This window comes from Lysinibacillus sp. Bpr_S20, assembly GCF_023337835.1.
GTDB lineage: Bacteria > Bacillota > Bacilli > Bacillales_A > Planococcaceae > Lysinibacillus.
This window is the reverse complement of record NZ_JALNLQ010000001.1, coordinates 878041-896600: the sequence shown is the minus strand read 5'-3', so window position 1 is coordinate 896600 and position 18560 is coordinate 878041. Positions and strand designations below refer to the sequence as shown.

Below are 18560 nucleotides of genomic sequence, written 5' to 3'. Positions count from 1 at the left end.
AAAGCCACTACAATTATTTATGTAGTAGCTCTTATATATTATTCTGCAAAATAAATAAAACCAATTGCGCCTGGGCCAGTATGTGTCGAGATGATTGGTGAAGTAAAGGCAATTTCTACATCATTAAAACCTGTTCCTTCAATTAATTCTTTTAATGGTCCACCCATCGTTGTTAGACCCTCTGCGTGAGAAATCCCAACTGATTTTACTGTTTTTCCAGCAGTGTCTGCTTGGAATTGTTTAAATAAGTAGTTCACCACTTGTTTATGGCTGCGTACTTTAGACACAGGATTGTAAGCGCCACCTTCTAAGTTTGCAATTACTTTTATGTTTAGCAAAGATCCGATAAAACCTGTACCTTTCCCAATTCGTCCACCTTTAATAAGATTTTCAAGTGTATCAACAATCACATACAAATACGTATTTTCGCGCACTTTCTCAAGACGTTCAACAATTGCTTCAACTGTAGCACCTGCATCGCGCATTTTAATCGCTTCACGTATTTGAATAGCTAAACCGATGGCAATGAAACGTGAATCAATTACCGTAACATCAGAGTCCGTCATTTGCGCTGCCTGACGAGCTGACTCCACTGTTCCACTCATACCACCAGTCATATGAATAGAAATAATTCGATCTCCATCTTTACCTAGCTCGTCGTATAATTCTTTAAATTTCCCCGGGGCTGGCTGTGAGCTTTTTGGTAAATTATTAGCATTTTTCATTAAACCTAAAAAAGGTTGTGGTTCTAAATCAACACCATCTATATAAGTTTTATCGTCAATTTGAATCGTTAAAGGCACAATATGTATACCATGCTGCGCTACTTCTTCTTTTGTTAAATCACAAGTTGAGTCCGTTACTATATGAATTCGTCCCACTTCGACACATCCTTTTACTTCATTAAAATTTATTATATAGACTAATGAATCATTATGTAAACATGACATTTGTCATCAGATTTCGCACGTATCAGTCCATTTTGTGCGTGCTACCTTGGATACTATAGCGTTTTGTCGAATCCTTGTCTAACAATGTCCCTCAGGCATTTCAACATTTATATGACAGTTTTGATACTAAAAACATGACAAATGTAAATACCAGGATGAAAATTATTGGGGTATAGTAAAAGTATGCACGAAAGGAGTGTTCAATATGTTAGATTCTTTTGACTACAAAACATGGAAGGAAGAATTGTGGAATGCCATTACACACGGCATTGGATTTATCGCAAGTATTCCAGCATTAGTTGTTCTTATTTTAGCAGCTGTACAAACCGGAAGTGCGCTCCAAATTACAACGTTTACTATTTTTGGTGCCTCAGTGATTATCTTATTTTTAATGTCAACGCTGCTACATAGTATGCCAGAAAAATACAAGAACTTTTTCGCCATTCTTGACCATTCTTCCATTTACATTTTAATTGCAGGAACGTATACACCTTTTCTTTTAATAGCGGTAGGTGGCACACTAGGTATTACTTTATTATGTATTATTTGGTCACTTGCAATACTAGGCGTTATTTTTAAATGCTTTTTTATTAATCGATTCGAGAAGCTTTCATTAATTTTTTACATCGGTATGGGCTGGCTCATTATTTTTGCCATTAAGCCTGTCTATCTGTTCTTAGGTTTTAACGGTTTCTCCTTACTGTTAGCAGGTGGCCTTCTCTATACGATTGGAGCTATCTTTTACGCTTGGCGTTCACTTCCCTACAATCATACGATTTGGCATCTATTTGTGTTAGCTGGATGCGGTGCGATGTATGCTTGTGTTTATTTTTACTTATAAAAACTCAACAAAAAATCGCCCTACACATGCATAGGAGCGATTTTTTTGTTATAGGGTGTTACCTTTTAATTCCTCCGCTAATGCCTTTATTGCCCACATCATTTTTTGCTTATTTTCTTCATTATTCATGTTATTCCTTGCATGAAGGAGAACGGGTCTAATCGATTCTACTGAACGTCCAAATTCGTACATCCATTCATAGCGTGGCACCATCCAAGTATGAAAATGATGGGTCGTATCTTCATTATAAAAATAATAAACATACTCTATCCCCAAAACGTTCCTTTGAGCCTTTCTGATTTTTGATATAAGGTTTATATAATCCATTTTTTCCTCAGCGTTTAGCTCATCAAAACATGTAATATGGCGCTTAGAAGCCAAAATAATTAATCCTTTTATCGGATAAGCAACATCTTGATGGGCATGAAAATAATCAGTCTCAATGATTACTCCTCCATCCGCTTCAATGCGTCCACTTGTTATTGCACAGCTTAAACATTCAACTTCAACCGTTTCTCCGTTTGATAAGGTTATTTTCTCACAGATGTTCCCCTTTTTTGATTAATCTTGGAATATTGATCGCTTAATTAACGCCAAATTACTTTTGATTTTCCCGTAGCTTATTCATTCGATTGCTCCACTCATTAACTCGTTCGATAATTTGCTGACGATTAGTTTCGTTTTCATCCATCTTCTGTTTATCTAATTTATTTCGAACATTTAAAACAAGATTTGCTTTATTTTCAATGAGTTCTGTTAATTTCTTAGATGTCTCTGGCGTAATCATTTTTTCTGCACTCATAATATTGAGCGCAGAGTAGAAACGGCTTTTTTCATTTATGCTGGCATAATAAATCTTATCGGCTAATCTTGTTCGGTCTTTCATCTCATCAAAGCTTTGCTCCCACTGTTTCAACAAGGAATTAGATTTACTTGCTACCTCCATAAACGAAGGGACCCATGTTTTTTTAATGGAGTTATTTAGATCGTCGATGGTTTTGGCTGATATATATTCACCATTTCCAGCAGCAGCTATTTCTTTCAATGAATTCTCCCCAGCTTGATCAACATTAAATCCGATAATGTTCACAGATCGATTCGCGTCTTCTTTGGCAAATGCCTTTGCTTCTGCAACTGGGTTACCACCACATGTCTCAGCTCCATCGCTAATAATATAGAGTGTGACATTATCTTTAGAATCTGTCATTTTCTCACGGGCAGCTTTAATTGCATTTGCGATTGGCGTCCATCCCCTAGCCTGAACCCCCTCAATTGCTTGAGTAAATTTTTCTGGATCAAATGACTGAAGGGGGTAGACTTCATCAATAGTAGTACAAGATAATTGTTTATCTTCATTGTTTTGAGTCCCTGCATGACCATAAACAATCAAAGAAACATCATGTGTGTTGCCTATCGTATTAGCGAATCGAGTCGCAGCAATTTTGGCAACGCTCATCTTTTGTTTGCCTTCCACATTTAACAGCATGCTTGAGCTTGCATCCAGAAGGATCAAGGCTTTGCCAGGGTCAACCAAATTTTGTTTTTCCTCCATTTCGCTTGGTTCAGGCAAATAAGGCTCATACCAATCTACCGTAAATCCTTTTAGTTCGGTAATGGTACGTTCATATGCATGACTGCCAATATAATACTGAAGAGCTTGGAAAATCACAGTAGAATCTTGAGTGATCTTAGTAACCTGTCTTAATTTTTCCGTCAATTCACCTTCATAAGCCCCAAGACCAAAATTACCCCAACGTTGTTTTGTCTCCTCTTCGTAAGGAACGTCTTTTGTGAAAATTCCGCCAATTTGCTGGAGAAGTTCTTTCTCGGTCGTTGGAATAGTAAGATTTTCAATTATTTTGGATTCCTCATCAAACTCTAATTTTGCATCTACTACAGGTTCCTTTTCTACGTTGTCTTCAACCCTATTCGTTTCATTTGTTGTAATATCTTTGTTCGCATCTATTTGTTTTTCCTTTTTTTCATTGCTAGAGCAACCCCCTAGTAAAAGCAAAACAAACAGCCAGAAGAATATCCATTTCCTCATCATTTATCTACCTACCAATCTATTAGCTTTTTTTAAGTGTATCTAAAAAAAGTTGGGAAAGACGAGTTACTTAGGAAGCATTTTTAAGTGGCATTCTTGACCATCTTTCCTTTAGAAATAAACATGTTGTAAAGCCAATTTTTCCTATAAATATTCAGTCCTCAATATGTCTCTTTTACTGATTTTTGATAAAGAGTTATTTGAATCCATTAATGAACATCCTCAAAAATAAATTCTAAGATGATTGGAATATTGCCTGGCTATTCACGCTGGAGCTATCCGTTGTTTTAAATTAAACAAATATGTTTACATAATGCTTTATTAACACCAAAAAGCACGGTCCATTCATAACCGTGCTTCGTAGTACCTATTTTCTTTAGTCCTTACGTTCAAAAATCTGATATTGGAATGTGTAACCCTCTGGTGCAGTTTCTGGCTCCTCTGAGGTTACTTCTACAAAATTCTGCTCATACTCCGGGAAGTATGTATCCCCATTGAATGCATGATTGATTTTTGTAATATACAAGCGATCTGCAATATCCATGGATAAACGGAAAATTTGCTCGCCGCCAATAATCATAATTTCTGGGACATCCCCAGCAAGGGCGAGGGCTCCCTCCAAGCTTGTCACTACTTCAATCCCATCCGCATAGTAGCTTTCGTCACGAGTAATGACAATATTGCGTCGACCCGGAAGCGGTCTACCGATCGATTCGAACGTTTTACGTCCCATAATCATTGGCTTCCCCATCGTTTTATCCTTAAAATATTTTAAATCCCCAGGCAAATGCCATGGCATGCCATTTTCATAACCAATCACATTATTATTATCATGTGCCACAATTAAAGAAATCATCTTGTCCCTCCAAATACTATCGTCCATTATATTATAAACATAATTTTACTTTACAATCAGATTATTTCTGCATAGAAAATAAATTATTTTGTTTTCCGATATTAAATCCTAGTAATTTTATATGAATAGTTTATAATAGTGTGTACAAAGAAATTTAAAAGGATTGATGAACATGACAAAATTAAAAGAAGAAGCGGTCCAATATATTAAAGTTAGTCATTCTTCTAAACAATATTACGATGTAACCCCTCAAGAGGCGAGAGCTCTACGCATGGTACCGAAATGGACTTCACCAAATTGTCCACAACTTGCGGCCATTGACAATAAAATAATAACAGTTCGAGATGGAGCACAAATTAATGTGCGCATTTATAGACCTATTTTAGATAAAACGCTTCCCGTCATTGTTTATTATCATGGCGGTGGTTGGGTATTCGGTAATTTAGACTCTACGGATGCAGGCTGTCAGCTATTAGCAGAAAAATCTCAAGCCATCGTTGTATCGGTCGATTATCGCCTGGCGCCAGAATTCCCATTCCCTACTCCACTCCATGATGCCTATGACGCCTTAACGTGGGTTTCCGAAAACATCGAAAATTTTGGTGGAGATGCAGCAAACCTCACAATAGCCGGTGATAGCGCAGGCGGAAACTTAGCAACAGTTGTCGCCTACTTGGCTGCTACATTAAATGGACCAGCTATTAAAACGCAGGTACTTATTTATCCAGTAGTCAATGTTGATTTTACAACGCCTTCTTATAATGCGTACGGCGAGCACTACGGCTTAGACAAACAAGGAATGCAGTGGTTTGCAGGTCATTATACGAATAAAGAAAACTATATGAATCCACTTGTGTCTCCTCTTCAGATTGAGGATCTAAGTGTTTTACCGAAAACGATTATTATTGCTGCAGAGGCAGATGTCCTTTACGATGAAGGACTTGCATACGCACAAAAACTTACGGATGCTGGAGTGATGGTTGAACATGTAAATATGACGGGATTAATCCATAGCTATTTCAGTAAAATGACTTTTTTCGAAGAAGCAACTATTGAAACGGCTGAAAAAATTGCTAATTTCGTGAAATAAGTTTGTCTAACCACATAAAATAATGCGATAATAGAGCAAAACGTTTTTTAAAGGATGACAACATGATACAAACGATTGCTTTACAAATTAACAAGCCCTATTCAGATCAATTAAAGAAAGGCTATCCTCTTATTTCAAAAGAGGCAGTTGATGCACGCCATCTTCCCAAAGAGGAAGGCGCTCTACTAAAACTTACTGATAATCATAACCGTTATATTGGCACTGGATACTATGGCTTACAAAACAAAGGTATTGGTTGGGTGCTAACAACCGATGCTAACGAAAATATAGATAAAGCCTTTTTTATGAAGAAATTTAAGAAGGCAATTCAAAATCGTGAAGCGTTTTTCAACGATCCTCACACAACAGCCTTCCGAATCTTTAATGGTGAAGGCGATGGCATTGGCGGTTTAACAATTGACTTTTTCGATTCTTACTATATGGTGAGCTGGTATAGCGCCGGCATTTATTCATTTAAAGAAGCGGTTTATGAAGCACTTGCAGAAGTAGTTAGCTACAAAGCCATTTATGAGAAAAAACGTTTCGATACGAAAGGCCAGTATATGGAACAGGACGATTTCGTCATGGGAACACCTGGCGAATTTCCGATTATCGTAACGGAAAATAATATGAATTATGCTGTCAATTTAAACGATGGGGCCATGACAGGTATTTTCCTCGATCAACGAGAAGTGAGGCTTGCCATTCGTGAACGTTATGCAGACGGTAAAAATATGTTAAATACGTTCTCCTATACGGGGGCATTTTCTGTCGCAGCGGCACTTGGAGGAGCAGTGAAAACAACAAGTGTAGATGTAGCAAAGCGTAGTTTAGCCAAAACAATTGAGCAATTTAGCGTCAATAGCATTGACTACGAATCACAGGATATTAAAGTCATGGATGTCTTTAACTATTTTAAATATGCGCAGCGCCACAATTTAAAATTTGACCTGGTCGTTTTAGATCCACCAAGCTTTGCACGTACGAAGGAAAGAACGTTCTCAACTGCAAAAGACTACCCTAAATTACTCGTAGATACAATCGCCATTACAGAGAAAAACGGTATCATCGTTGCTTCTACGAACAATGCAAGCTTTGGGATGAAAAAGTTTAAAAGCTTTATTGACCAAGCATTTAAAGAGACTAAAACAGCCTATAAAATTGTTGAAGAATACAGTTTACCAAAGGATTTCCGTGCCCCACGTGAATATCCAGAATTCAATTACTTAAAGGTTGTTTTTATAAAAAAACTTAACTAAATCAAACCAGACAGAATCCAACTTCCAGTGATTCTGTCTTTTTGTTTTGACACACTCTTTTATGTTATTGTTCAATATTTCCATTTAATATACAATGGTATCACATTATCTCTAAAATATGGGATGATATTATTATAATATTTCTTGAATATTAGTTGATTGGAGCGGAGATTGGCGCCCTCTTGGGGATTAGCGTCACAGACCGAGCTCCTCGGACGCCCCCAGGAAGATTTGCCCTGTGCGAAAGCGAAGCGGCAGCTACTAAGCGCCAGTCGGAACGGAAGTCAACCAGACGTTTTGGCGACAAAATATTGATAAACGGAGATGATTATATGGGTTATGTTCGTGAAAAGTTTATGATTACTACTGAAAGACTCACTCTTAGATTATTTCAAACATCGGATGCTGCCACAGTTGTGAAACTTTGCAATAATTATAATATTTATAAAAGCACCCTGTACCTCCCTTATCCATATAGTTTACAAGATGCATTATCGTGGATAGAAAATCATCACGTTAATTTTATGAGAGATTTTTCGTACGAGTTTGCCATCACAAATAAGGAAAATGGCGAATTATACGGAGCAATTGCGTTATCGAACAATACAGATTTTAATCAAGGTGAAATAGCCTATTGGATTGGCGAGGAGTATTGGGGAAAAGGCTATGCCACGGAGGCAGCGCAGTCGATTGTACAATTTGCTTTTGAAGAAAAGAAAATGCATAAAGTATTTGCCCGATATTTTTCATCAAACCCCGCTTCAGGAAAAGTAATGGAGAAGATTGGCATGAAACAGGAAGGAATTTTAAAGGATCATCTCATTAAAGACGGTAAATATGAGGATTTGGTATATTATGGAATAATAAATGAATAGCTCAGTCTCAACAGACTTCATCCAGGCTGTCATTATTGACAGCTTTTTTCTTATGGAGCAAACGGTGCACAATAGCTAAATCTGTAGTCTAGAAAACATTGTGGAGAAACTACCGTTAGGAAAATACAGATTTACAACGTTAAGCCTATTTTCCTGACGGTACCCCTATTTAATTTATTCCCGTTCATCATATTTTTGAAATCTTATTCTATCCTTATTTGTTGGAATCCCATTAGTCACCTTTTCCCAAATGCCATTTTTAAATATCTCATATTGTTCAAAAGCACAAGGCAATCCTTTTGCAGTAGCTATGTCACTACTATCCATAAGTTGAAAATGCAAATGCGGAGCAAAGGAGTTTCCTGAATGACCAACTCTACCAATAATTTCACCTTTTCTTACACGCTGACCAACTGACACCTGAATGGATCCTGTTTGAAGATGGACTAATGCAGCATATACATCGTCGGCACATTCTATAATGATGTAGTTGCCAGCAACTGATTGTATGTCATCTTTCTTCGGGTCAAAATAATGGGCATTTTTATAAGCGTTCGACATATCTGAAAGCAACTTTGTTCGTGTTCGTTCTTCATAGCCATCCTCCGCTTTGACAATGACCCCCTCGCAAGGAGCATATACGTCTTGCCCCCAACCATAATATTCTTCTATCGGAACCCCAAAAAGTAGGTATTGCGCAAGACTAACACGATAGGCGGGCCAGCCCTTTCTATCCCAATCCACTTGTACAAAGTCATAAGCATATCTTGCAGCTAATTTGTTTGTGCCGTGACTCGGAATTTTTGTCCCCGGAGTGTTTGGAGAAAGCCATTCTCCTCTCAAAGGAAACTCTACAATAATCGGCTCACGCGCATCAATCATTTCATATCCCTCCTCCGTCGATACTTTTCCTTCATTATTGAAATTGACTAGTGCTTATTTGTACTTTCTTCATAATTGATCGAATTAACAAGACCAACTTTTGTATTTATTTCCAAACTGACTACTTCTCCATTATAGTGTTTTAAACACAGTTTTAAAATTATTTCCCTTGATTTTACTTGTTTCGATTTATTGTTGTTCCTTTGATTTGAACACTTTTCTCAATAACATTCCACCAACTTCAGACATTAAAATTCCACAAATGAAAGCGGAAACAAATAAATATATTTATCTGCCCCACGGCTAATAATAAAAAAACTAATAGGACCATGAAAATCTTCCAACCAATAACTAGGTAATTTTTGATTTTTATGCACCCCTATTTCTCAATAGATTTCGCCCATATGTAAAATATCGCTATATAGATGATAAATTCGTAACTACTATGATTTAACTAAAATAATAGGTGGAGGAAAGTTAAAACCCTTTATATTGGTTACAATATCGAAAAAAGAGCCATAACAATGGCTCAGAAGAGAAAAAGAATTCAACATAAAGATCATAAGAAATCAAAAAGTAGTAACACAAGATATAAGAAATTAAATACTTCTTTTTACATTAATAAATTGAATAATTGGATTGGTTAGACTAGCTATACATAGAGCGATAAACAGGGTGTAGTTGTTTCCGTTTGCAATAAAGAAGAAGTCAATTACCCATAATAGTAATAAGGTATAAAATATTATTTGGTAGCTTAAAGAATAACTCTTTTGAATAATTTGTTTACCCATTTCATCCTTCTTTACGTCTTGACGAGTACGCCAGATGAAAAATTGCCCCCAACTTCAGCCACCAGTATTTCCCTTATAGATATTTCACAAACCAATCCCTAATATATTCTAATCTATTGATTCTTAACGTTGGTTTTCCGCTCCTTGATAGTTCGTGATTGGATTCTGGGAAGCGAACAAATTTTGTTTCTTTTTTACGATGTTTTAAGGCGATAAATAATTGCTCTGCCTGTTCAATCGGACAACGATAGTCTTTTTCGCTGTGTAAAATTAACAGCGGCGTCTCCACATTGTCCACATATTTCAGTGGTGAATGATGCCATAACTTCTCTATATTGTCTAGTCCTGCTTGAATTTGCCAGTCATTGAAATAATAGCCGATGTCACTTACGCCGTAAAAGCTAATCCAGTTAGAAATGGAACGTTGCGTAACTGCTGCTTTAAAGCGATTTGTATGTCCGACAATCCAGTTTGTCATAAAGCCCCCATAGCTCCCACCAGTAACACCGAGACGCTCTTGGTCGATAAAATCATACTGCTCACATGCATAGTCAACCGCGGCCATTAGATCATTAAAATCATTACCGCCATAATCACCACGAACTGCATCCACAAATTTTTGACCATATCCATGACTTCCACGTGGATTCGTATAGAGAACCGCAAAACCTTGTGCAGCAAGGATTTGGAATTCGTTAAAATAGGAGTTTGCATACATGGCATGCGGACCACCGTGGATTTCAAGAATAAGTGGATATTTTTCCCCTTCTTCATAGCCAATCGGCTTCATCATCCAGCCGCTAACTTTCCAGCCATCTGCTCCTTCATATTCAATTGCTTCTGGAACAGATAATGCTCTCGTCTTTAAAAATTCTTCATTAACTCTAGTCAACTGTTCCTTTTCACCTGTCGTTAAATTTACGTAAAAAAGATCGCCAGGATTTGTCGTATTGCTGATGGCAGCTACCGCTTTATCATTTTTAGAATCAAGCGAAAAACCATAAACATACTGATCATCATGAATAGCTGGATATAATTCGCCAGATAAATTGCCAAAATACATTACTGTATTTCCACGATCGGTCACTTGGAAATAAAAGCTTTTATTATCCTCCAACCATTGAACAGACGGAGCAACAATCCCCTGAAGGAAATCCCCCACAACAAAATCACCAACCGGCGCGTCAAACTCACTCGTTACACATGTCTTATTGTTATTTTCCAAATCATAAATCCATAGCTTTGCATGTGTTGCATTTTCAAACTCTCTTTCACTTCCAACATAAGCTATAAAGCGGCTATTCGGAGACCATGAAGTTTGGTAGAACACCCCTGTCCCTTCTGTTAGCTTACGACCATGTTTCGTTTCTAAATCCAATAAGTAAATATCGTTTATGAATGAAAAGTCGAGATCCTCTGTTAAGTCAGCCATGTAAGAAAGATATTTACCGTTCGGTGACCAAGTACCAAGCTGCAAATTATGTTTTCCTTCCGTCACTAGCTCTAACTCACCTGTTTTAAGATGAACTATTGCAATTTGAGCAAATTGCTCCATATCCATAAAACCAGCTGCATCTGATTTATGTTTCATCTTATCTATTTCAAGTGGTTTTAGTTCTTTGTCTTCTTTTTGATCCTTTTCAGGTTGATCATTAATATTTTCACCTTTACCAAGCTTGACAGAGAAGGCTATTTTCTCTCCACAAGGAGACCAAGTAGGCGATGTCGCACCATTTTTACAATTTGTAACTTGTTTCGCTTCCCCACCTGCTTTTGAAAGAACGAAAATTTGTGGCTTGCCATTTCTCGTTGACACAAACGCGATTTTACTGCCATCAGGAGACCAAACAGGTGAATTCGTTTTATGATCTCCAAATGTCCATTGTTGTGGCTTTTTGTCATGTAAGTTTATGTAGAATAAATTAGACACGTAATCCTTTTTCTTCTCGTCAATATGCGTCTCAACATACACAACTTCTGTTCCGTCAGGTGATACTTGTGGATCTGCCACTGATTTTAATTGATATAGATCTTCTGGTTGAATCCCTTGTTTCGATGTCATATTTAAAATCCCCTTTGTGTTGAAATTTCATTACATACTAAACTATTTCGATACCCTAAGTATTATTCCTTCTTTTAAAGAGAAATTGTTTTTTTATCTAAAGTAGGGATTTAAACATCTAAAAATACCTTTGCTACTCTGCAATAATTACAAAGAGCTATGGATATATACGCAACATGCAATGCTCAACGCTTGCACCCATCCACTTTCCTAAGTATTTTCCAGTCCAATTCTGTTACAATATTGTTAAATGAATTCATAGAAACGAGGATTTTTTATGCATGTAACAATTGGAGTACTCGCTCACGTGGATGCAGGAAAAACAACATTTTCTGAGCAGTTACTATTTCATACAAACAGTATTCAAGCTCGTGGACGAGTAGATCACCAGGACACATTTCTAGATAATCATGAGCTGGAGCGTCAGCGAGGTATTACGATTTTTGCGGAGCAAGGTCGCATGACGCTTGGGGATGATACATATACGTTAATCGATACACCCGGGCACGTCGATTTCTCTCCAGAGATGGAGCGGGCCATTCGGGTTATGGATTATGCCATTATTATTGTTAGTGCGGTTGAAGGACTACAAGGTCAGACAGAAACAGTGTGGCAACTTTTACGCCAATATCACGTCCCAACCTTCTTCTTTATCAACAAAATTGACCGTGAAGGGGCAGACGTTGAAGCCGTTCTAACACAGCTTCAACAGTATTGCTCTACGGACGTACTATTCGTAGATGAACCGCTCCGTTCTGATTATGTATCAAATGCCATGATGGAGTGGCTTGCTGAACGTGATGAGCAGCTTCTCGATGCATTTCTTAATGATACATTGGAAAGCTCTAGCTGCATGGCTCATATTCAAACGTTAATTAAACAGGAAAAGGCATTTTTGTGCTTTTCTGGCTCAGCCTTAAAAGATATTGGGATAAAGGAATTTATTTCACAGCTCCCCCTACTTACAGAGACACATTTTAATAACGAGGTGCCGTTTCAAGGCGAGGTGTTTAAAATTCGCCATGATGGGCATCAACGCTTAACGTTTATCAAGGCTTTACAAGGTACGTTGCATGTGCGTGATGAGTTTTCTTTTGGTGATGTGACTGAAAAAGTGACGGAGATTCGACTATACAATGGCAGTCGTTATGAAACAGCCCAAGAGGTCAAAGCTGGAGAAATTTTTGCAGTAAAAGGGATTAGCGAAGCAAACATCGGCGATATCATTGGTCATTCAAGGAACCCACAACCCTATGAGTTAGTACCGACTTTACAGGCAAAAGTACAGTATGAAGGCGATCAGCATATAAAGGAAGTTTTAAAAATTTTCCGCACACTTGAAGCAGAAGAACCCTCGTTACGTGTGCTTTGGCATGAAAAATTCCAAGAAATTCATGTGCATATTATGGGTGTTATTCAACTCGAAGTGCTTATCGAAGTGCTTCGTGAGCGCTTCTCGCTAGACATTTCATTTAGCGAACCACAGATTTTATATTTGGAAACGATTGCTACAACCGTGACAGGCTATGGTCATTTTGAGCCATTAAAGCATTATGCGGAAGTACATTTATTAATGGAGCCAAATACACGAGGTACCGGCAACACATTTGTCAATGCCTGTCACGCGGATGATTTATCGGTTGGGCATCAACGACTCATTGAAAAACATCTATTCGAGCGCGAACATCATGGGCTGTTAACCGGATTCCCCGTGACAGATATTCGCTTTACGCTCTTAACAGGTCGCGCACATATAAAACATACTGAAGGCGGCGATTTCCGCGAGGCAACAGTTCGTGCATTACGGCAAGGTCTAGAGCAAGCAGAAAATGTATTACTAGAGCCGTATTACCGCTTCAAGCTTAAAGCCCCTAGCGATTTTATCGGTCGCATGATGACCGATATACAGCAAGCTGCCGGTAAATTTGACGCCCCAAACTTAACAGAAAATGAAGCAATTTTAACCGGTCGCGCGCCTGTCGCAACATTTATGAGCTACAGTACAACCTTTGCCGCCTACACCAATGGTAAAGGCGTCCTTTCTCTACAATTTGATGGCTATGATGTGTGCCACAATACAGAAGCCATTATTGCAAAAATTGGCTACGATAAGAATGCCGATCCTGAGTACACATCATCGAGTATTTTTTGCGCAAAAGGCAAGGGCTACGCCGTTCCATGGGATCAAGCTGAGGCCGCTATGCATTGTATTGACTAAACTCATAAAAACAGGACTTGATTCGTTAGATCAATGTCCTGTTTTCCGGGGTATCTCTTGCTTCGCGGGTATTCTCTTCCTTTTCGCGGGTATTTGCCCTGCTTCCGCGGGTATTCTACTCCCTTTCGCGGGTATTCACTTTGATTCCGCGGATATCTCTTGCTTCGCGGATATTTGCTCTGCTTCCGCGGGTATTCTACTCCCTTTCGCGGGTATTCACTCTGACTCCGCGGGTATTTCTTCCTTCGCGGATGTTCACTCTGATTCCGCGGATATCTCTTGCTTCGCGGGTATTTGCCCTGCTTTCGCGGGTATCCACTCTTATCCCGTGGGTATCTCTCCTTCGCGGATGTTCACTCTGATTCCGCGGATATCTCTTGCTTCGCGGGTATTCGCTCTGATTCCGCGGGTATTCATATTCAACCCACGAAATTATAGGAAGGCTCCACGACAGCGTAGCTATGAGGATTTGAGAAATCCATTAAAACCTTGCCAGGTCGACTTTTTAAAAGCTGTAAATTATCAATTAACTCTAGTAATTGTTGATGTCCATTACCGCGTGGGTGCCAGTTTAAATGATATTCATTTAGTTCCTTCACTGCTTCTAAGAACTGTTGATATTCGCGCTCTACAAAATGAATCAGTTGTTTGTCTTTATGAGCTACCTGTGATAAATCCCCTAAATATATTTCATAGAAGCGCATCACTATTGAGCACAATAAATCATTGACACGAGCAGCACTTAATATTGGCTTAGGGGCTTGTGAGAGTCGCTCTAAATTTGGTTTTGCACGAGTTGAATCAATGCGTGTAATTAGATGATAATGTTCACCATTTACCTCATACACAATGGGATTGGTCGGCATGTACATCATAAAACCGTTAGTTTTTGTTTTCAGCTGATCTGTATTATTCGCCTTTGCCAAAAGGTGCCCGTTAAAACTGTCATTTTGGATCCAAATAATATCTTTATTATATAAAATTTGCTCAAATAATCGTTCATTGCTTATAAGATTGCTAGCTATCAATTGATCGACAAGTGATTCTACTACCTTTCTTGTTGCCGCTTTTTTAGTAAATTCGGTGCGTGGCTGCTTACAAATTTTCATATCTAAAGATTGTGATTCCTGTGCTGTGCATACATGAATATTCGTCATCTTGGCATCCTCTTTTCGTACATATTTTCAAAACGGAATTCATCAGTAAAAAAAGGATTTCCTATTGTACGAGGAAATCCTTCATTCTATCTTTTTCGTTCATCATATACTGTCAAACAATGCCCAAATCCGGAAGAACTAGCTTGATAGCAAATCCATTTTTTGATTTGGGACGTTCGACGTACAGTGACGAACAGAGTATTCTGTTTTGTCAACATGCCACCTCCTATTCCTCGTAGGGTTATGGTGTGTACTCATAATAGGCAGGTATCCTGACTTATGGTCATCGCTACTTTTCTCCTTCCCGTCGTTAAACAGTGGTCTATGAAAAGTCGCTCACATTTACAGTTGCGGGACAGTGTCGGATTTGCACCGACTTCCCTTTTAAGTAAATTGCACGCAATTTACACCTATTACTCCACGCTATTCAGTTGTAAAAGGAATCTAGTAAATTCTACATTCCTTATTGAATATTAAATTAATTGTAAATGAGTGTATTTCCAAAGTCAAATAACACAATAAATTCCAGTTTCTTAATCTTTTTCTTCTATTTTCTGCTTTCCCATAATGCGTTTTATAAAATTGTTATTTATAGTTTTCAAGGTAATCCCCTTTTTCAAAAATTTCTTTTGAACTTAGGGCAGTCCATTCCTCTGGTGTTAAAGTTGGGTTCAAATCAAGAAAGGATTTAACCAATTTATAGCCCACACCGTAACCATATTGACTAGGAAGGCCATTACCTCCCGAAATAATTTCGTAAGATCGATTCACGTCAGACTTTTCGAGATCTAATGCAATTTTCGACCAATCATCTTTGGTGTATGTTGTATATATTGGAGCAAAATAAATGTCAGGATAAACTAACTTATCAAACATAATCGCCTTTCCTTCAAATATTAGGTTATCCAAAACTGTAACAGGTACATCTTTACGTGCGTACTTCTCAGTCCAAACACTATGATGATATTCGTGAGCTATACTAGACCTTAAATCATTTTCGGTATAATATTTATTGTAAAAGACTATTATTTTTCCTGCCCCCACAGTAACCATATTTGCATTTGCATCTGCAACAGGAAAAACACATACTGTTGTTTCATTTCCGGATGCAATAAGGTCAGAAGATTTCAAAAGAGCTTCTTTAAGAATATTTTCTGTTTTTTCCCTATCAATGTTTTCACTTAAATTTTGATTTTCTGTTAAGCTATCAGGATCTATATTTAGAACTGGATCAGCCATATGAAGATATTCACCATTCTCAAAACAATCACTATATATTGGTTTAATTACTTCTTCATTATAAATTTCCAATCGTGATTGTTTGGGATTACTTTCAACCTTATCTTCATAATTATTGTAAAGTTTATAGGCATTTACTATTTTAAACTTTTGCTTCGTTTGAGGGTGCTCGAATGATGTAACTATACTTTCAATATCTTGTTTTCATCGGGAACGATACGTTTATTTTTCGAGTTTTCTGTTTGTGTACAAGAAGCAAGTGTTAGAGATGAAATCATTAGAAAAAATACTGCAACTATTTTCAGATAATTTTTCAAGGAAAATCCACCCTTCTCAAAATGGAATTTTTTACTTTTTTACTATTAAATATATTTTATCATATTATTTTCTTATTATTTCGAAGTTCCTCGCTTGTTTTTTCCAAAAAAAAAAGTTTTGTAAGTTCCATGAAATCTTCTAAAAAATCTAGCAAACTTTAATAACACAAAAAAGATACTTTCGTTTAGATTTTAATATCCTAAGAAAGTATCAGATTGCCCAGAAAATCTTATGACAATTTCGGCGCTTTTCGTAATTTAGTTGCTTGCTCAAATGAAAATGCGAGTTTTATGAGTACATCCTCACTAAATGCAGTGCCTGCGAAAGTTATACCAAACGGTCTCCCATTTTCCATATACCCTGCTGGTACGGCAATTGACGGATATCCAGCTTTCGCGCTAATTGTCGAGCCAATATATGATGGAAAGACAATCGCATCTAAATCATATTTTTTTAATGTATAGTCGATTCCTTGTTCTTGAGAAAAATACAAATCCTCTAGCTTTGCATTTAGATAGTCAGGATCTCTTAACGTGTTCGCTAAATTCTCTTTCGATTCCAATTTATCCTGCCCATACTTTAATGACTTTTCTTCCGAGAGTTTATTAAATTGAATTAATTCAGAAATAGAATGTACAGGCATATGGGAAGGTAGATTTATAAGGAAATTATTTAAACTATGCTTGAATTCATATTGAGGTACTCCCCACTTCCAGTCCCTATGGAAAGAAGGAATATCGATGTCTTCAATAATGACGGCTCCTTGCTCTTTTAACGTTTGAATGGCCTTCTTAAAAAGGGTTTCGTCATATTCCTTTGAATCATAATAAGTTTTGGAGGCATTCGTATAAACACCGATTCTAGCACCCTTTAATCCTATATCATCTAAAAAGATTGAGTAGTCTTGATGTATCTTACTTTCACATTTATATGTAGCTACGTCGGCTTTATCTACTCCTGTTAATACGCCCAATAAAATAGCAGCATCGGTAACCGTTCTTGCCATTGGTCCTGCTGTGTCTTGAGAGTATGTAAAAGGTATAATTCCTCGTCGGCTAATTAACCCAACAGTCGGTTTTATGCCGACTACTGAATTTGTAATAGCAGGACTTAAAATCGAGGCATCTGTCTCCGTTCCAATTGATAGAACAGCAAAATTCGATGCCACTGCTACCGCCGACCCCGAGCTGGATCCTCCAACAAAAAGTTCTGAATCTCCATAAGGATTAAGCGTTTGTCCACCTCGAGAACTATAACCTGCCCACATTGTACTCGACATACCGTTTGCTAATTCAGTCATATTTGCTTTCCCTAAAATAACAGCCCCCGCTTCACGGAGCTTTTTTACTAGAAATGCATCCTGCCCAGCTACATAGTTTTCTAAAGCTATTGCTCCTGCACTAGTATGCATAAAATCTTTCGTTTCGATATTGTCTTTTAAAACAACCGGAATTCCGTGTAGAGGCCCCCTAGCCCCTTTTGACACTCTTTCCTCATCTAAAGCTTCAGCAATAAATATCGCTTCAGGATTAATTTCAAGCATTGAATTAATTTTCCGTCCACTTTGGTCATGCTTAGCAATTCTGTGTAAATAATACATCGTTAATTCCTTTGATGTGATCTCACCATGTTCCATAGCTACTTGAATATCAATTACTGACAATTCTTCTCTAAAAAAGCTATTAAACTTTATCCCCATTTAGATCTGCCCCCTCTTTCAAGATTATACCAATAAAATTAATTAATACCTAAAGCTATTTTCAGCTTTTAGTGTTTTCAAATTTCTCTGCCCCTTACATATAAATCTAAAGGCTTTATTTCCTGCATTTAACCTGGTAATTAAAATTGTCACACACCCTCCAATTAATTACCAAATAATTATCTACTGTGCTACACTCTCTTTACAGATAAAATTTTTAGTTAGTTTTGAAAGGCTGGGATAGAGATCAAATGAAGATTCTTAGGGGCATTTGGG

13 protein-coding genes, 1 pseudogene and 1 riboswitch are annotated in these 18560 nt (G+C 37.5%); of the genes and pseudogenes, 5 read left to right on the top strand and 9 right to left on the bottom strand.

All coding sequences use genetic code 11. From position 1 onward, the window contains the following. Window positions 1-38: 38 nt before the first annotated feature. Window positions 39-881: a DegV family protein gene (locus MWJ95_RS04515; protein ID WP_249104493.1), complete on the bottom strand. Its 843-nt coding sequence runs from the start codon at window positions 879-881 to the stop codon at window positions 39-41. 274 nt (window positions 882-1155) lie between these two features. Here MWJ95_RS04515 and trhA point away from each other — a divergent pair, with 274 nt between their 5' ends. Beyond that, window positions 1156-1791 carry a PAQR family membrane homeostasis protein TrhA gene (trhA, locus tag MWJ95_RS04510; RefSeq protein WP_249104491.1) on the top strand — a complete coding sequence of 212 codons (636 nt, stop codon included), beginning with the start codon at window positions 1156-1158 and terminating at the stop codon, window positions 1789-1791. A gap of 48 nt (window positions 1792-1839) precedes the next feature. Here trhA and MWJ95_RS04505 read toward each other — a convergent pair whose 3' ends face one another. The 3 genes from MWJ95_RS04505 to MWJ95_RS04495 form a co-directional block, all read right to left on the bottom strand. Continuing rightward, window positions 1840-2337: an HIT family protein gene (locus MWJ95_RS04505; RefSeq protein ID WP_249104534.1), complete on the bottom strand. Its 498-nt coding sequence runs from the start codon at window positions 2335-2337 to the stop codon at window positions 1840-1842. A gap of 52 nt (window positions 2338-2389) precedes the next feature. Next, complete coding sequence (locus tag MWJ95_RS04500; protein WP_249104489.1) at window positions 2390-3841, bottom strand: vWA domain-containing protein; 1452 nt, start codon at window positions 3839-3841, stop codon at window positions 2390-2392. 373 nt (window positions 3842-4214) lie between these two features. Next, complete coding sequence (locus MWJ95_RS04495) at window positions 4215-4694, bottom strand: dihydrofolate reductase (protein ID WP_249072518.1); 480 nt, start codon at window positions 4692-4694, stop codon at window positions 4215-4217. A 172-nt stretch (window positions 4695-4866) separates the two neighbouring features. Here MWJ95_RS04495 and MWJ95_RS04490 point away from each other — a divergent pair, with 172 nt between their 5' ends. The 3 genes from MWJ95_RS04490 to MWJ95_RS04480 all read left to right on the top strand — a co-directional run bounded on the left by MWJ95_RS04490 (window position 4867) and on the right by MWJ95_RS04480 (window position 7918). Beyond that, on the top strand, window positions 4867-5784 hold the full coding sequence (locus MWJ95_RS04490) for an alpha/beta hydrolase (RefSeq protein ID WP_249072517.1): 918 nt from the start codon (window positions 4867-4869) through the stop codon (window positions 5782-5784). A gap of 62 nt (window positions 5785-5846) precedes the next feature. Beyond that, window positions 5847-7043: a class I SAM-dependent rRNA methyltransferase gene (locus MWJ95_RS04485; protein ID WP_249104486.1), complete on the top strand. Its 1197-nt coding sequence runs from the start codon at window positions 5847-5849 to the stop codon at window positions 7041-7043. Window positions 7044-7375: 332 nt separating this feature from the next. Beyond that, on the top strand, window positions 7376-7918 hold the full coding sequence (locus tag MWJ95_RS04480; RefSeq protein WP_249104532.1) for a GNAT family N-acetyltransferase: 543 nt from the start codon (window positions 7376-7378) through the stop codon (window positions 7916-7918). Between the two features lie 174 nt (window positions 7919-8092). Here MWJ95_RS04480 and MWJ95_RS04475 read toward each other — a convergent pair whose 3' ends face one another. Then, entirely contained in the window at window positions 8093-8800 is a 708-nt protein-coding gene (locus MWJ95_RS04475) for a M23 family metallopeptidase (RefSeq protein WP_283175704.1), read from the bottom strand. 864 nt (window positions 8801-9664) lie between these two features. Further along, window positions 9665-11653 carry a S9 family peptidase gene (locus MWJ95_RS04470; protein ID WP_249104484.1) on the bottom strand — a complete coding sequence of 663 codons (1989 nt, stop codon included), beginning with the start codon at window positions 11651-11653 and terminating at the stop codon, window positions 9665-9667. A 277-nt stretch (window positions 11654-11930) separates the two neighbouring features. Here MWJ95_RS04470 and MWJ95_RS04465 point away from each other — a divergent pair, with 277 nt between their 5' ends. Next, window positions 11931-13871, top strand: a complete 1941-nt coding sequence (locus MWJ95_RS04465; protein ID WP_249104482.1) for an elongation factor G — start codon at window positions 11931-11933, stop codon at window positions 13869-13871. A 419-nt stretch (window positions 13872-14290) separates the two neighbouring features. Here MWJ95_RS04465 and MWJ95_RS04460 read toward each other — a convergent pair whose 3' ends face one another. From MWJ95_RS04460 to MWJ95_RS04450, 3 genes and pseudogenes are all read right to left on the bottom strand, one after another. Next, on the bottom strand, window positions 14291-15028 hold the full coding sequence (locus tag MWJ95_RS04460) for a hypothetical protein (RefSeq protein WP_249104480.1): 738 nt from the start codon (window positions 15026-15028) through the stop codon (window positions 14291-14293). A gap of 245 nt (window positions 15029-15273) precedes the next feature. Continuing rightward, window positions 15274-15457, bottom strand: a riboswitch (cobalamin riboswitch). A 156-nt stretch (window positions 15458-15613) separates the two neighbouring features. Then, window positions 15614-16584: pseudogene (locus MWJ95_RS04455) on the bottom strand (DUF2268 domain-containing putative Zn-dependent protease). 230 nt (window positions 16585-16814) lie between these two features. Continuing rightward, window positions 16815-18284 carry an amidase family protein gene (locus MWJ95_RS04450; protein WP_249104476.1) on the bottom strand — a complete coding sequence of 490 codons (1470 nt, stop codon included), beginning with the start codon at window positions 18282-18284 and terminating at the stop codon, window positions 16815-16817. Window positions 18285-18560 lie beyond the last annotated feature (276 nt).

Coding starts and splice junctions, on each gene's coding strand:
- trhA (WP_249104491.1), top strand. CDS start 1,156: ATGTTAGATTCTTTTGACTACAAAACATGGAAGGAAGAATTGTGGAAT.
- MWJ95_RS04500 (WP_249104489.1), bottom strand. CDS start 3,841: ATGATGAGGAAATGGATATTCTTCTGGCTGTTTGTTTTGCTTTTACTA.
- MWJ95_RS04495 (WP_249072518.1), bottom strand. CDS start 4,694: ATGATTTCTTTAATTGTGGCACATGATAATAATAATGTGATTGGTTAT.
- MWJ95_RS04490 (WP_249072517.1), top strand. CDS start 4,867: ATGACAAAATTAAAAGAAGAAGCGGTCCAATATATTAAAGTTAGTCAT.
- MWJ95_RS04485 (WP_249104486.1), top strand. CDS start 5,847: ATGATACAAACGATTGCTTTACAAATTAACAAGCCCTATTCAGATCAA.
- MWJ95_RS04480 (WP_249104532.1), top strand. CDS start 7,376: ATGGGTTATGTTCGTGAAAAGTTTATGATTACTACTGAAAGACTCACT.
- MWJ95_RS04475 (WP_283175704.1), bottom strand. CDS start 8,800: ATGATTGATGCGCGTGAGCCGATTATTGTAGAGTTTCCTTTGAGAGGA.
- MWJ95_RS04470 (WP_249104484.1), bottom strand. CDS start 11,653: ATGACATCGAAACAAGGGATTCAACCAGAAGATCTATATCAATTAAAA.
- MWJ95_RS04465 (WP_249104482.1), top strand. CDS start 11,931: ATGCATGTAACAATTGGAGTACTCGCTCACGTGGATGCAGGAAAAACA.
- MWJ95_RS04460 (WP_249104480.1), bottom strand. CDS start 15,028: ATGACGAATATTCATGTATGCACAGCACAGGAATCACAATCTTTAGAT.
- MWJ95_RS04450 (WP_249104476.1), bottom strand. CDS start 18,284: ATGGGGATAAAGTTTAATAGCTTTTTTAGAGAAGAATTGTCAGTAATT.